This is a genomic window from Mucilaginibacter inviolabilis, assembly GCF_011089895.1.
GTDB lineage: Bacteria > Bacteroidota > Bacteroidia > Sphingobacteriales > Sphingobacteriaceae > Mucilaginibacter > Mucilaginibacter inviolabilis.
Map to the genome: position 1 here is coordinate 239146 of NZ_JAANAT010000002.1, position 14462 is coordinate 253607.

A 14462-nucleotide genomic window follows, 5' to 3' on the forward strand; every position below is an offset into this window, starting at 1 on the left:
TCGGTCGGACTTTTGGGCCTGTTGAATATTTTATTATGGCAAAGAAACCCCGAGTTAATCCCGCAAAATTAAAAAGTACATTAATTTCGATACAATCAAGATTTGAAACTGGGAAAGTTAATACTATGGCAGAGATCGGTGAAATGTATATGACCGGAATGATTGCTGCATTAGGGATTGGAAATAACGGTTATGTAACTAAGTTTAATGCTCCCGAAAATTTCACTGTTAATGACTTGTTAAAACTCGCTGACGTTACAAATACTGATATAGAATTGATATGGAAAGTTGTAAAGAAACAGGCAACTAAGAATTATAAAAAACGAGATATCAGCGGATTGTTGGGCGAAAAGCAAGCTGCTGACAATGAAGAAAATAAATAAAAGAGGTGTCCAATTGATGATAATTCCAAGTGGCTCCGATACCTGGTGCTCGTTTTAGTACCTTTGTCAGCAACAACGAATAATTCCATCTTATGGCTGAACTAACCTTATCTATCAACTTTACTCAGCCGATCATTCACCGCGAACTCATCCGGATACTTTCGCCAGCTTATCAACTGATGCCAGGTGATACGCTTAATCTTACCATTGCATTATCCAATAGCATGGTGCATTCCGACAGCCTTTTGATAGTGGCTTCGGCCATCAACCACCTACGCTCCAATGATATCGAAGTATTAATTACAATACATGGGCAAAGCACCTACGCCAGCCGGATAAACTTTTACTCGTTGATTGGTGTCCCCTTTCAAGAAAATTATATCCGAAGAAACAACGCAGGAAGGTTTATCGAATTGAAGTCGTTTGACCGGGACACCTTATATCCCTTACAAGATGAACTCAATATGATCCTTTACCAAAATGGCGGTATTAATAAAGAAGTTTTACAATTGCTGTTTTATTGTCTGGGGGAAATCATGGATAACATTATTGTGCATTCCGGCTTAAACGGCGGCTGGGTATCGGCGCAATACTATCCAAACAGGCAGGAGATCAGGTTGACCATTTGCGATCATGGGAATGGTATCCATCATTCCCTGACCACCCATCCCGAAAGCAAATATAAACAGGCCTCAGAAGCCGAAGCGCTTGATCTATGTATTCAACGCGGGGTCACGAATGGTGAGGGACTAGGTTTCGGGTTGTTTGCAACATCCCAATTCATCTTAAAAAACGACGGCGACTTGCTAATCTATTCCGGTAATCATTACCTCCTGGCGACCCACGGAAATTATGAAATCCATGAAGGTGACTTTTATAAAGGAACCTTAGTTTCGCTCCGGATCAATACCGACGTTCCGGTAGATTATAAGGATATTATGCCTGCTCATCACACCCTGCCGGATGATTATGACTTTTTCATTGACAAGTATTTTGGCGAGGATAATGAACTTTGGTAATAATTATTTGTATTTTTGTATAAATTAAAATGATGCGAATCGAGTTTTCACATATCGGCAAACAGCTTTCCACTCGGGTGGCCGGGGCCGCTATGCGCAAACAAATCATCCAGGGAATAGAAAAAAAGGAAAAGATCGTTTTTGATTTTTCCGGTGTGGACATTGTCTCCAATTCTTTCGCTGATGAATGCTTCGCCAAGTTAATGATTCATTTCGACCTGCCGGTCGTAAAGGAACATACCACCTTTCAGAATGCCTCGCCTTTTATAAAAGCAGTTATCGCCAATTCTTTTAAGGAAAGGCTGCAAGCGATTCACGCGCATTAATTACCCGTTATTATCCCAAAAAAATCTGCTTTCTTATTAAAATTGAAAAGCAATTATCATTTACTGCGATATTCAGACGGGAAAAGATAACAAGGGTATATTTAATCCCGAGGCCATAATGCGTGTTTTGCTCCGGTGTACCATTGAACCCCAAAATCCATGCTGCTGCGGAGCCATGATCAACAAATCAGCATCCATTCTTTTTATCTCGCCGCCAATGCCCCGGATAATGGAATCCGATTTGATATTTTTATAATAATAGTCAATACCTTCCAGTCCTTCATCAATGCGGCGTAAAGCATCCAGATCTGTCCCCTTTGCTTTTAATTCCTCCACGGTCTCATTAATTAAAAGTATTTCCACTTCAGCCTGGGTGACCAGGGCGATTTCTTTGATCCGTTCCAACAATTGTCCGGATACACCATGCACCACGTCACAGGAAAATAGCACTTTTTTTAAGCCCTTGTACTTTACATTCGCAGGAACAGCAAGGACGGGCACATGCAGCTTTTTGATCACCGAAGTTGTCGTATTTCCCAAAAGCTCCTGTTCGAGCGTTTTTTCTTCCATGCCCATAACGATCAGTTCGGGCGCGTATTTAGTTATCAATTCCTGTATGGCACCGGCCACAAACGAAAACGTAGTCACCGGTAATACTTCAATTCCGTATTGCTGAGCAAGCAGTAAAGCCTTTGCTTCCAGCAATACTTTATTCTCATCTATCAATTCCTGCACTTCATTTGCCGAAACAGCAGCACTCATCGCGTGTATGGGAATGGTGAAATCATTGAATAAAATAAGCCGGTAGTTGTTCAGCCCGGCTATTGCAGCGGCTGCATAGTTTACAGCGCTTTCGGCTAATTCAGTATAGTCTGTGGCAGCAATTATGGTTTTCATGATTATTAGGTGTAAATAATAAAAGCTGAAATTAGCGTCAATTTCTGCATGGATTGTTATCTAAGCGTAAAACTTGTGCGCTGTTGTAATCGTTGCATAAAACCGGCTGTTGAATTCGCCATCATTGGTTGCCCATGCATAGAAAGGAATAGGAATTGGCAGGACTTATTATCCGTTTAAATATGTCGCAAATGGTATTATTTCACCTTTAACCTTTGATAATCGTAAGCGTTATCTTTGTCAATCAAAGCCAGCTTATCATAATAACCGTTGGCCAATCCTTTAAAATACTCGAACTTCTTTTTCCGTTCCGCTATTTGCTTTTCAGTGAAACGCCACAGATCCATTGGCGCATAACGGTTTGTTAATTCTTTGGCTATTTGAGCTCTCAGCACTTTTAAATTAAAACTTTGCATCCTTAAACTATCCGCCCGGTCAGCCATTCTCCTGGCCAGCAACAATTTATTGGCGGCCTGGCTATTGGATAAATCGGGAATGGCTACTACGCTATTAAAGCGCAGATACAACAAAGACCGGTAAAACAAGCTGGTGGTGTCATTCGGATTCGATTTCAGGTTCCGCTCCAGACTATCTATAAAGGGTGCATATTTCTTCTCATTTGGCGCCGATGTGCCGTCATTTAAATAAATAACGCCCGCAGCAATTTTTACGGGCGGCTGCGCCTTTGTGCTTGCCGCCATAAACACTAGAATAAATAGGGGTATATATGTTAAGTTGCGCTTCATCTTAATAGAAAAATAGGTGTTAAACTAATTTAATTGCGTTTTATATTAAAAAGTGTGACATGCGAAAAAAATTATTTGTACCAGTTCATGCGGTGTAATTATCCCGATTGGCAAATCATGGCTATATTTGGGTATTATGATTAAACTTTTTATCGTTGGCATTCCTCGCGATATGGAAGAACTGGAACTAACAGAAATTTTCAGGGGGTATGGAAGCGTAAACACAGTAACCATAATTACTGACAAGGTAACAGGCGAAAGCCAGGGATATGGATTTATCGAAATGAGCGATCGAGCCGGCGCGGAACAAGCAATCAAGGCATTGGACGGCGCAACCATAGATGAAAGAAAGATCAGTGTACGAATTGCCGACGACACGAAACGGGGTGCGTCGAAAGTCTTTACCACAAAAGCAACAGACCCGCCCGGGTATGCTAAAGTTGAAAAAACTCCGGTTGCCGCAAAAAAGAAAAGGCCAAGAATTCCCAGGTAGAAAAATAAGTTAACCGAAAATATGCTGTACCTGAATTTCAAGCTTACCATAGCCCGCCCGGTTTAAACAGGGACCGAAATCAATTGATGTCGTGAACCTTTCGAGGATCAAAAAGCAGATCGCCCAGCTCCTTTAATTTACACAATATTTCCTCCGTTTCCTGGGTGGCCAGGTTATTCATATCGTATTCTTTGTTTGTCAGCATCTTCAGGAACCAGGGCCAGAACTTATCCTTTTCAAGTTTTGGAAAATTCCGTTTAAAAAAGGACTCTATGGTGTTAATATAAAGCGAAAGTTCTTCTGAGCTAGACAAAATTTTTTGTTCCATCACCTGCTTTACTGGTTCATACCGGAGAAAAGAGGGCATCACCATAACATATGGTGTTTCTATTTTCTAAACAAGTGTATAGAAAATCTATCCAAAATCAAAATAATTATTTCATTTAATTAAACAGGTGTACATTAATTCTATATAACTATTTAGGATTTAGAAATTAATGACAGAGCTGGGATTATTTTTATCAAAGAAGTCAGTGAATAAGGCAGAAATATCCCGCCGTTCAGGTATCAGCAAAGCGAGGTTGACCCAACTTTCAAATAGCAACACAACGAGGCTAACCGTAGAAGAATTATATAAGATCGCGATGGCGATGAATGTTGATCCGTGCGATGTCTTAACGACCGTTTGCAAAGGAATTCTACTACCTGATCAGTCCGGTTAATCCGCCCACCATACCTTTCAATCTTATTACATTTCGAGATACCTTAGCTGCCGTACATATAAATCCATTCGATAATCTGTTTAATTGCATCTAATATATCAGCCTGTCCCTGTTCTGATTTCACATCCATTCCGCAAATGATTTTTCCGTTATGCAGCGCGTGAATATTGGCATAATATATGCCGCCTAATAACAGGACTGCAATGGGCTTAAACTTGATGGTTTTATGCTGTAATTCCGCTTCCGCCATTTCTATGATCGGCTGGGCCATCAGTTCTCTAGTGTTGTGAATACTTCTCATTAAATCGCTTTTCCCTGTTAATTCCCATAAGATCAGTTGCTGCATTTCTGTTTCAACTGAGAAGTATCGCCAATGGTTAAGTAAAATGTCAATGATCAGCTCCTTGCTGCTCTCGTGTGTATTTTTGCTGACTTCGGCATTTATCTTTTCCGCAAATTTTAACCAGTAGTCTTTTTGCACGACATAGGCTTCAACCAGTTTATCAATGTTTTTTCCAAAATACCGGTAGATCAGTCCCCGGTCCACACCCGCCCTGGCAGCGATCTTTGCGTAATTCAACCCTTCCCGGCCTTCGGCTTTAAAAATTTCACCAACCGCGTTGATGATTTTTTGTTTAGTTTCTTCTTTGTTTTTCATACGTGTTAAGGTTTAGTTATTTAGGAAAGACCGACGGCAGCGAGCCCGCCGGTCTTCATTTTAGACATATTACATTTTCATCATCCGGGGGTAAAGCCGCAGGAAGACCTCGCCGCCCATCGGATTTTTACCATACAGGCTGTTGAGTCTGTTACCGGCAGCATAATAAGTCAGTTGCCCCCCTGCGGCGAGGTTCAGCGGACCGATCTTAAACAGGTCGTAATTCAGCCCAAGGGTGATCGCATTGATCGGGAAAATGGTATCATCGCCATAAATCGCAGGATTCAATACCAGTTCTTCCGTGGTCTTCTGCACAAATTCGTAACGGCCATAGATCGCCAGCTTTTTCAGTCTTAGGTCTCCTTCAAGCAAGGCCGAATTATTGCCCGCGTGGTTCGGTATTTTATTCAGGCCCCACAGCGCTGTCGCATTGAACGTTTTCTCATCGCCGAAAGGCAGGCTGTAAGTAGCCGAGGCCGTAGTACGGTAAACATTTTCATCCGGGTGCAGCTCCTCCGGGCTCTTGAGATAGCCGTGGGAAACCTGCAGCGCCCAATTGGCGGAAGGATTATAATTTAAACGTCCGCTCCAGGAATCAAATCGCGGCCTGTCAAAGTCATAACGATTCTCATCAGGTTCCCTGCCTGTAAAAGACGAGGCCTCGATCTTGAAATCATAGAACCGGAAACCGATGGTCGCCACCCCGAAAGTGATATGCGTCGCATCAGACCAATGGTGGCTGATCGGCGCATCCGGATCGGACATCGCAGAGGGCCGGTGCATAAAAGCCACCGGGCCTAACGCCGGCTCGCCGGGGTAGCCTACATAAATACTCAGGTCGGTCTGTTTGGAAAAGGCATAGGCATAGCTCGCTGATACTTCGGAAAAAAGATCGTGTGGGTGCTGATGATCGATCAGCGGAGAACCTTTCCAGCTTTCACCAGTCTGGAACAGGAGCGGATATCCGCCACCGCCTTCCGTCAGGCGGTCGAGGGACATCATCAGGTTAAAATGCAGCAGGCCGTTTGTGCCCACCTTACGCTGCGCCATACCCATGAACCAGTTGGGGGCATCGATCCTGTCGTCGCCCCGGTTGCCCTTATTGCCAAGGTCTTGTTTGGTATAACGCAGGGCGATATTGCCATGCAGCATATAGCTCCATTTGCCGCTGTTCAGCATTATACCATACATAGGCGAAGCATCCGGCAGCCAGCTGGTACCCGATCCGTCCCTGGTCATGGGCAAGTTAAGCGACTGTGAACTGCTCATCATTTTCATGGACATATCATCCATTTTCATGCCGCCCATATCCATGCCCGACATGGAAGAATCTTTCATCTTCACGCCTTTCATATGGTCATGGTTCATTGGCATACCCATTTTTTTGCTTTTTACCTTTTTGGTGGTGTCCGGCATTTTCATGCCTTTCATCCCGTCATGCTTCATTGGCATGTTCATTTTTTTATCTTTTTTGGCCTTCGTCGTATCATTCATGTTCATGGTTTGAGCGAACACGATAGAAGTGAGCCCTAAAAGCAGGACTGCGGTGATCATTAAGTTTTTCATAGGACGATAGATTTTAAATTTTATCAATGGCTTTACGCTGCCTGTGCCCGGATGCTTTGAACTGGCTTGGCGTTAACCCGGTTATCGTTTTGAACTGCGCGGACAAATGAGCGCTGCTGCTATAGCCCATCTTCCAGGCGATCTCGTTTATATTGAGTTCGCCATACTCCAGCAGTTCTTTGACCTTTTCTATCTTTTGCTGAATAATAAACTTTTCAATAGTGGTATCTTCCGACTCCGAGAACATCCGGCTGAGATAAGTATAATCCTTATGCAGCTGATCAGACAGGTAGTCCGAAAAGCTGAGGTGGCTGTCCGATAGGTCGCTGTGATGTATCTTTTCTATGATCAGGTCCTTGATGCGTTGTACCACACGGTCCTTTTCATTATCGATCAGCTCGAAGCCGAGCAGTTTTAATGCGGAAGAAATGGCGCTTAATTGAATGGCATCCGGTCCTGGCTGGACAACGGCGCTACCCAGCACAATGGAATCGACCCGGAACCCAAGGTTTTCCAGCTGTTGTTTAACGACCATGATGCAGCGGTCGCAAACCATATTTTTAATATATAATGTCATGTTTTATTCAAGCTAAAAGAAAAGTGAAGGCAATAATTCTTCAGGCCGCAGAAGGCGGCAAAGCTTGAATCAGATCAGAAGGGATCGGTATTTAATAAATAGCGGAGGCCTCGTCGCCCCAGGCGGTCCGGTCGCGTTAAGCCAGGATACTTTGGCCTCATATACGCCGGGTACCGGTGGCAATGCCTGGTAAGGTATCGGGAATAGGATGACCTGGATGGCGAACGATTGAAATTCGAGTGATCCGGAAGTGTTTTCTTTAACTACATAGTTGTCGTGCCGGTTACAGCAACTGCAATCTTTGCCTTCCCCGCAGGATTTCTTATGGTGGTGTGATTCTCCCTTTTTGTGCTGATCATACTGTCCGGCGGAAGGCACCGCTTCATGGTCATGATCATCGTCGTCATCATCCTCATGAACGACTAATTCATGCCCGGGTGTTCCAAAAAAATATTCGGCGCCGCAATGTACCAAGCATACGAACATACCTGTTGTCAACAACAGGTAAAACGCAGCCAGCGTAAAAGCACCGAATCTTCTCATTAACTAATAGTACATTAAACTGTTACAATTGTTTAAATTTAGTGTATTTTCCGGATAATCAAATAACCCCCTGAAGCCTTTGGTTCAGGAGGTTACCCGGAGAGGGATTTATTTATATGGATTCCGCACGGTATCCGCTGGCTGCCAATGCGGCGATCACCTCATTTGGCTCCAAACCAGGGCCCGCCTCTATTGTGAGGATCTTATCGGGGTTTGCGGTATCCACTTCCCATTTTTCAACCCCGCTTAAATGATTTAGAACGGGGGTAACCGTTGCTATGCAGCCACCGCATTTGATGGTGGTCTTGAATTTTAAAGTTTCCATTTTTGTGTTTTTAATTAAAAAGTAATTTTTGACATTTTAAGCCGCAGGCTGTTGCTGACCACTGATACCGAACTTAGCGCCATTGCGGCACCAGCGATCATCGGGTTCAGTAAAAAACCGTTCACCGGGTATAGTATACCGGCAGCCAGCGGTATGCCGATCAGGTTATAGATAAATGCCCAGAATAAATTCTGCCTGATCGTCCTTACCGTCAGCCGTGACAATTTCAGGGCTTTCGTGATCTGGAGCAGGTCCGATGATACGAGCGTGATCTTGGCTACATCCATGGCAATATCCGAGCCGTGTCCCATTGCGATAGAAAGGTCTGCCTGTGCCAGCGCCTGGCTGTCGTTGATGCCATCCCCCACCATGGCCACTATTTTTCCCTTGCGCTGTAAAGTCTTAATGAACTCAGCTTTATCAGCCGGCATCGCGCCGGCGATGATATCGCCGATTCCGGCTGCCTTTCCGATATGCTCTGCAGTGGCTGCCTGGTCACCCGTAAGCATATAAACGGCTATACCGCTGGCTTTCAATTCCGCTATGGCTTTGGCGGAACTGCTTTTTACACGGTCCTGAAGGGCGACAATGGCCAGTGCCGTTAAACCGGAACCAAAGAAGATCACCGTTTTCCCGGTCCGGGAAAGCTCTTCTGCGGCAACACGAAGTTCATCTGGCACAATCGTCTTGCGGGATTCCACCAGTTTAAGGTTGCCGGCAAAAAAAGGCTGCCCATCGAACAGGCCCTCAATGCCCCGTCCTGTCAGGCTGTTGAAGTAACCCGACGCCGCAGCGGGGATGTTTTGTTCCTTCAGGTAGTTGACTATAGCGGTCGCCAGCGGATGTTCGGACTGCTGTTCCAGGGAAAACAATATTGACATTAAAGCAGTCTTTTCACCGGCCGCTTGTTTTGCCCAGATCAGGTCGGTGACCATGGGTTTACCCTCAGTGATGGTACCGGTCTTATCAAAGACGATGGCGTCCACCTTAAATCCCAGCTCCAGCGCTTCAGCATCTTTGATCAGGATGCCGTTCTCGGCTCCTTTGCCGATACCGACCATGACAGCTGTCGGTGTGGCTAGTCCCAGCGCGCAGGGACAGGCGATCACCAGTACGGTCACCATCGCCAGAAGACCGTGTGTCAGGGCTTGCTGCCCGCCAAACAGCAGCCAGGTTCCTAACGTCAACAGTGCAATGAGCATCACCATCGGTACAAATACCCCGGCGATTTTATCGACCAGGCGTTGCACCGGCGCTTTTGAGCCTTGCGCCTCCTGCACCAGGTTAATGATCTGCCCTAATAAAGTTTCACTGCCGACCTTTTCTGCACTAAAGCGAAAGCTGCCTTTTTGGTTGATCGTTCCTGCGAAAACGCGGTCCCCTGTCTTTTTTTCCACCGCAACGGGTTCACCGCTGATCATGCTCTCGTCTATGTAAGAACTGCCCTGTTCAACAATTCCATCTACCGCGATCTTTTCCCCCGGACGGACCAGTAGCAGGTCGCCGATCTTTACGCCCTCCACAGGCGTAATTTTTTCACCTCCCGGCGTAATCAGCAATACCGTCTTCGGCTGTAGCCCGATCAGCTTTTTGATAGCGGAAGAGGTGTTAGATTTCGCCCGCTCTTCCAGCAATTTTCCCAGCATGATAAATACGATCACGACCGATGCTGCCTCGTAATAAACGTGCGGATGCAAGCCCTGCCGGTGCCAGAACTCCGGGTATACCGTGTTGAACACGCTGAATAAAAAGGCGATCCCGGTACTCATCGCTACCAGCGTATCCATATTCGCCCGGCCGTGCTTCGCCTGTTTCCATGCGCCGGTAAAAAAATTCCTGCCCGCAATGAACAGCACAGGGGCGGTCAGCACCAGCATGATATAATTGGCATTAGGAATGTCCATCAAAAACATGCCGATCAGGACAACCGGCAGGGTAAGGACAGCGGCCCATATGATATTTTTCTTCAGCGCATGGTAATGGGCCTGTTGTGCCTGTTCGCTTTTTTCTTTCCCGTTTTCCGTGTCAATGATCAGGTCGTAACCAACCGACTGTACGGAAAGCTGCAAGCCTTCCGGCCGGATGAGGTCCGGGTGGTAAGCTACCTTTACCGACTGGGTGGCAAAATTAACTTCAGCTTTTTCAACACCTTTTTGGGCGCCAAGCATCGATTCGACGCTCGATGCGCAGCCGGCACAGGTCATGCCGGTAACCGGAAAAGTCTGGGTGTATATGGTTGCAGGTGACATTCTTTCTCTGTTTAGCCTACAAAGTTATGTATAGCGCGCAGCTGCATCTTTACAGGATTCCGTTAAACTTTTATAGAATACCGCTCCGTTGGCAGGCTAGATTTTGCTGCCTGCCAACTTTTATCAATCAAAACGGTGACCTGGAAGAATTTGATCAATAACTACTATCTTTAACCCGTATTGCCTGCTCGCCGAATGAGAAAGATATGCACCTTATGTATTACCGCGTTTTACCTGCTGTTGACGACGGGAGCTTATGCATGTGCGCTTCATTGTGCAACTGACCTGCTTGCCGAACGTTTTTCCATTCAACAACAAGCTGCACACAGCGGCAGTGAGGAAGAAGGCGGAGAAAATGATGAACTGTGCAAGAGCGGAGACTGTCATTGCTGCTATCATCATGGCAGCTACGTAGTCAGTGAAAATTTCAGCCGCGATCCTGTCTTCGATTTTACAAACATCGTCACAGGGGTGATTCCAAGTCAAAAGGTGTGGGAGGTATATCGTGCCGAGTTCACTTTGCCTGTCCTTAGCTGGCCGAGAGCAACCGGGCCGCCCTTTTTATCCAGTTACCCTATTTACATATTATCCCGTTCCCTTCTGATCTGATTCAAGCTTTTGCCGGAACCCGCCGGCCAGGATAACCATTATCTCATTTTTAGCTTGAATTATTACGATGAACCCACATTTTATTTTAAATGCGGCACTCTTCCAATCGGGGAGCGTGCCGGATATGCATTTCGTTCCGGTCAGCATCGACCGAGATAAAATACTTTTGATCTTCACTTACCGCGCCTGTTTGTTGGCTGATACCTGCGGTTGTGCTTTTGTAAACCTTAAAAAGCCGGAGGTCGTATGAATCAGCATATTGTCTACAACATCCACAAGCCCTCAGGTACCATTGCGGAAATAAAGATCGTCCCGGAAACTAAGCCCGGCGTGAACGGACGGATCAGTATAACCGGCGTTTTCCGTCTTTTCCATATGATCCCCAAGGACCTGGCGCCGCCACCGCGGGAGCTGGATATAGATGCCTATATGGCCTTCGCAGGCAGTCTCCGTTTTTTGAACGAAAATTTTTACGAATGGCGTTATGAAGGCGATGGACTTTGCGAAATGGAAATTACGCAGCTGGTAAACATCATTCAGGAACATGTTGAAGAATGGTTTGACGAGGCAGATAATCACCCGGTCCTTAGGGAAGGGGACCTGAACGACCCCCAAAGTGCCTTATACATGAGCGATGAACAGCTTGCCGCGATCATGCAACATCCCTTGTATAATATTTCGCCTTATTTTCTCTTTGGGCCGGAAGATGATGTTATCGGGATCGTACAGAACGGGGCTGGTTTTGATATCCAAATCAACGGGACGATCGCCGCGCATATGGTAGTTCAAGATGAATCCCGGTTTTACATTGACAGCGGCTCGCTTGGAGACCAGGAGCTCGTAACAGAAATTCTCCGACGCATCCTGGCCTTAAGAGAATTATAAAGCGAAGGTTATTTTAGGCCTATTGTTATTATCTATTTAAACTTGTTATTTAGGGTATCCGTTTTATGCGGATACCTCAATTTTATCCGCAATGAGCGAACACCTGCAATCCATCATCAATCAATACAAGAATGACCAGGAATCGGTATATAATACCTGGTTTATCAATAACGAAGAACGCTTAAAAGCTTTTCGCTCGATCCGCAGAGGAGTACTGCAGGTCATTGACGACATCAAGACCAAACGTTTCGGCAATGACTTTAAAGGCACATCGCTTGAATTCGTACTTTCCTGCATCACAGAACAAAAACAGGTATTCGAGGGCGCATCCCATCCGTTTTACTGGAAGCCCAAATTAAGGATCCCGGACATTTATGAGAACCAGGCGAACAAGATCGCATTCGGGCAGTTCCTGGAGAACTGTATCCACGCCAAAAACGAAGAACAGGTGATCAAAGAAATCGAAAAACTGGACGCGCTCAAAATAAAGGGCCTTGGACCGGCCGTGGCAAGTATCCTGTATTTTCTTCACCCGACCTGGATGCCGCCGTTTAACACCGCGATCATCAACGGATTTAATTACCTGTTTAAGGATAAAAAAAAGTTAGGCAGCTGGAGCGAATATCTGAAGATCAGGGAAGTTATTATGGACACTAACCGGAAGCACTGTAACGAACTTTCCCTGGATACCGGTGCTTTTGCAGGCCTGCTTTTCGAGATCGGTACCCAAAAGTTGCTTTTAGGCAAGGATGAGTATTTGTCAGAGATAGAGCGTAACCGGCTGGAAAAACTTATCGAAAAGCGCCACAAGGAAAAAAGTACGGAAACTGCGGATGAACAGCTACACAATGAAATGCAGTATCATTTGCTAAAGATCGGGCACTCCCTCGGATATGATGTGATCGCCGCATCCAACGATCGCTCCAGGGAGTGGGGTGGAAATAAGTTCAGCTTCATCTCCCTGGCCGATTTTCCGCAGATGGACCTGGACAAGGAAGTGCTGAATACCGTAAAGCTGATCGATGTGCTCTGGTTTCAAAAGGCCACATCAAAAGTGATCGCGGCGTTTGAAGTAGAAAAAAGCACCAGTATCTATTCCGGCATCCTGCGGTTAACCGATCTGAGCTGCAGCTTAAATAATAAGGAAGAAGTACTTTATCTGGTGGTTCCCGACCAGCGTGAAAAAGATGTCATCATGCAGCTCTCCAGGCCATCGATCCGGCAGGGAAATATGGAGATGAAATACATCTGCTTTTCAGACTTGAGGCAGCATTGTGATGCGCTTTGCAAATTCGGCGATGACCATGCGATTATGCAGAAAATAGCAAGAAAAGCTATTTGAAAACTTTCACGTCAAAATATAAAAAAATGACGGAATTATATAAATCTGCCGCCGCGTTAATTTTTAAGTTTGTATCGTAATGAAAGGTAAAGCGCTAATATTGCTGGTTGTATTCCTCCTGAACACGGTTACCGGGTTCTGTTGTGCTTTGCATATGATGCATGAGGATCATCACGAGCTGACAGGACATCACGAACATGGGCACGCCACCGAATCCGTTACTCACGCACAAATAGCCAGCAGTGCCGTCCTCGCTCCAAACGAAACCTGTTGCCAGGGTGCCGTTAATAACTTTGCTTCCCTGGCAAAACAAGTACCGGCAGGCAATCATATATTACCGCTTGCTTCGTTTACTTACGTCAGCAAGCCCATTGATTTTTTTCTTACTGCCCCGACCAGTCTTTACGTAGCCAAATTGATGGTTACGGGGGAGAAAAAGCGGCCACCGGACAAAGATATCCGGGTCGTCATACAGAGTTTCCTGATCTGATAACAATAGTATAACCTATCGTGGCATTTCCATGCCCTTTTATTGCTATTACTGTTTAATCAAATTCAAAGATCATGAAAAAAATACTTTTAATGGCCGCGCTGATCGCGACCTCAATTACCCAACAACTTTTCGCGCAGGATGTTAAACCAAGCCCGTTGACACCACTGCTGACCTCTTATTACAGCGTAAAAAACGCGCTTGTTGCTTCCAGCAGCCAGGATGCTGCGGCCAGTTCTGCCGAATTCGGCAAACTATTGAGCGCTGTGAACATGAAATCATTGCCTGCGGCTGATATGAATGCTTTTATGTCATTGCAGGAAAAATTGGCGCTCGATGCCAGGCATATCGCTGAAAGCAAGGATATCGCCCATCAAAGGGAGCATTTTGCCGATTTATCCGCTAACTTCTTTAAACTGGCCAAAGCGGTCAAACTGACCGGCCAGGCTGTTTATTATGACTACTGCCCGATGAAAAAGAGCTACTGGTTATCGGCAGAAGCGCCGATCAAAAACCCGTATTACGGCAGCCAGATGCTGACCTGCGGCAAGGTGAGCGAAACCCTGAATAAATAATTACCGACAAAATTGAACGACCCTGCTGGCGAATAGGCTTCGTTTGGCAGGGCTATT

The 14462-nt window shown here is 45.6% G+C and carries 20 protein-coding genes; 11 read left to right on the top strand and 9 right to left on the bottom strand.

The features are described 5' to 3' along the window. The first annotated feature begins 35 nt into the window (after positions 1-35). The 3 genes from G7092_RS17095 to G7092_RS17105 all read left to right on the top strand — a co-directional run bounded on the left by G7092_RS17095 (position 36) and on the right by G7092_RS17105 (position 1728). A complete protein-coding gene (locus G7092_RS17095; protein ID WP_129568314.1) occupies positions 36-383 on the top strand; it encodes a hypothetical protein in 348 nt (115 codons plus the stop codon). Between the two features lie 92 nt (positions 384-475). Beyond that, entirely contained in the window at positions 476-1402 is a 927-nt protein-coding gene (locus G7092_RS17100) for an ATP-binding protein (protein WP_129568313.1), read from the top strand. Positions 1403-1431: 29 nt separating this feature from the next. Further along, positions 1432-1728: an STAS-like domain-containing protein gene (locus G7092_RS17105; protein WP_129568312.1), complete on the top strand. Its 297-nt coding sequence runs from the start codon at positions 1432-1434 to the stop codon at positions 1726-1728. Between the two features lie 72 nt (positions 1729-1800). Here G7092_RS17105 and G7092_RS17110 read toward each other — a convergent pair whose 3' ends face one another. Continuing rightward, positions 1801-2625, bottom strand: a complete 825-nt coding sequence (locus G7092_RS17110) for a universal stress protein (protein ID WP_129568311.1) — start codon at positions 2623-2625, stop codon at positions 1801-1803. A 197-nt stretch (positions 2626-2822) separates the two neighbouring features. Further along, a complete protein-coding gene (locus G7092_RS17115; RefSeq protein WP_129568310.1) occupies positions 2823-3326 on the bottom strand; it encodes a hypothetical protein in 504 nt (167 codons plus the stop codon). Between the two features lie 181 nt (positions 3327-3507). Here G7092_RS17115 and G7092_RS17120 point away from each other — a divergent pair, with 181 nt between their 5' ends. After that, complete coding sequence (locus tag G7092_RS17120; RefSeq protein WP_129568309.1) at positions 3508-3864, top strand: RNA recognition motif domain-containing protein; 357 nt, start codon at positions 3508-3510, stop codon at positions 3862-3864. Positions 3865-3943: 79 nt separating this feature from the next. Here the strand turns inward: G7092_RS17120 and G7092_RS17125 are convergent, their stop codons facing one another. After that, positions 3944-4192: a hypothetical protein gene (locus tag G7092_RS17125; protein ID WP_166091199.1), complete on the bottom strand. Its 249-nt coding sequence runs from the start codon at positions 4190-4192 to the stop codon at positions 3944-3946. Between the two features lie 169 nt (positions 4193-4361). Between G7092_RS17125 and G7092_RS17130 the strand changes: the two genes are divergently transcribed. Beyond that, positions 4362-4586, top strand: a complete 225-nt coding sequence (locus G7092_RS17130) for a helix-turn-helix domain-containing protein (protein ID WP_129568307.1) — start codon at positions 4362-4364, stop codon at positions 4584-4586. A 43-nt stretch (positions 4587-4629) separates the two neighbouring features. Here the strand turns inward: G7092_RS17130 and G7092_RS17135 are convergent, their stop codons facing one another. The 6 genes from G7092_RS17135 to G7092_RS17160 form a co-directional block, all read right to left on the bottom strand. Further along, positions 4630-5244, bottom strand: coding sequence for a TetR/AcrR family transcriptional regulator (locus G7092_RS17135; RefSeq protein ID WP_129568306.1), 615 nt, complete (start codon positions 5242-5244; stop codon positions 4630-4632). Between the two features lie 69 nt (positions 5245-5313). Further along, positions 5314-6810: a hypothetical protein gene (locus G7092_RS17140; RefSeq protein ID WP_129568305.1), complete on the bottom strand. Its 1497-nt coding sequence runs from the start codon at positions 6808-6810 to the stop codon at positions 5314-5316. 13 nt (positions 6811-6823) lie between these two features. Then, complete coding sequence (locus tag G7092_RS17145; protein ID WP_129568304.1) at positions 6824-7387, bottom strand: helix-turn-helix domain-containing protein; 564 nt, start codon at positions 7385-7387, stop codon at positions 6824-6826. A 69-nt stretch (positions 7388-7456) separates the two neighbouring features. Beyond that, positions 7457-7930, bottom strand: a complete 474-nt coding sequence (locus tag G7092_RS17150) for an HYC_CC_PP family protein (protein WP_129568303.1) — start codon at positions 7928-7930, stop codon at positions 7457-7459. 112 nt (positions 7931-8042) lie between these two features. Next, positions 8043-8255 (bottom strand): heavy-metal-associated domain-containing protein, encoded by a 213-nt coding sequence (locus G7092_RS17155; protein ID WP_129568302.1) that lies wholly within the window; start codon positions 8253-8255, stop codon positions 8043-8045. Positions 8256-8269: 14 nt separating this feature from the next. After that, positions 8270-10504 carry a heavy metal translocating P-type ATPase gene (locus G7092_RS17160; protein WP_129568301.1) on the bottom strand — a complete coding sequence of 745 codons (2235 nt, stop codon included), beginning with the start codon at positions 10502-10504 and terminating at the stop codon, positions 8270-8272. A 195-nt stretch (positions 10505-10699) separates the two neighbouring features. Here G7092_RS17160 and G7092_RS17165 point away from each other — a divergent pair, with 195 nt between their 5' ends. From G7092_RS17165 to G7092_RS17190, 6 genes are all read left to right on the top strand, one after another. Then, positions 10700-11113 carry an HYC_CC_PP family protein gene (locus tag G7092_RS17165; protein ID WP_129568300.1) on the top strand — a complete coding sequence of 138 codons (414 nt, stop codon included), beginning with the start codon at positions 10700-10702 and terminating at the stop codon, positions 11111-11113. A 67-nt stretch (positions 11114-11180) separates the two neighbouring features. Next, positions 11181-11363, top strand: coding sequence for a hypothetical protein (locus G7092_RS17170; RefSeq protein ID WP_166091200.1), 183 nt, complete (start codon positions 11181-11183; stop codon positions 11361-11363). Further along, positions 11360-11998, top strand: a complete 639-nt coding sequence (locus G7092_RS17175; RefSeq protein ID WP_166091201.1) for a hypothetical protein — start codon at positions 11360-11362, stop codon at positions 11996-11998. Before G7092_RS17170 ends, G7092_RS17175 begins: the two co-directional genes overlap by 4 nt. A 91-nt stretch (positions 11999-12089) precedes the next feature. Then, positions 12090-13340 (top strand): type II restriction enzyme NmeDI-related protein, encoded by a 1251-nt coding sequence (locus G7092_RS17180; protein WP_129568298.1) that lies wholly within the window; start codon positions 12090-12092, stop codon positions 13338-13340. Positions 13341-13419: 79 nt separating this feature from the next. Next, positions 13420-13830: a hypothetical protein gene (locus G7092_RS17185; RefSeq protein ID WP_129568297.1), complete on the top strand. Its 411-nt coding sequence runs from the start codon at positions 13420-13422 to the stop codon at positions 13828-13830. Between the two features lie 74 nt (positions 13831-13904). Then, the gene (locus G7092_RS17190; protein WP_129568296.1) at positions 13905-14405 is read left to right on the top strand and encodes a DUF3347 domain-containing protein; all 501 of its coding nucleotides are present in this window, start codon (positions 13905-13907) and stop codon (positions 14403-14405) included. Positions 14406-14462 lie beyond the last annotated feature (57 nt).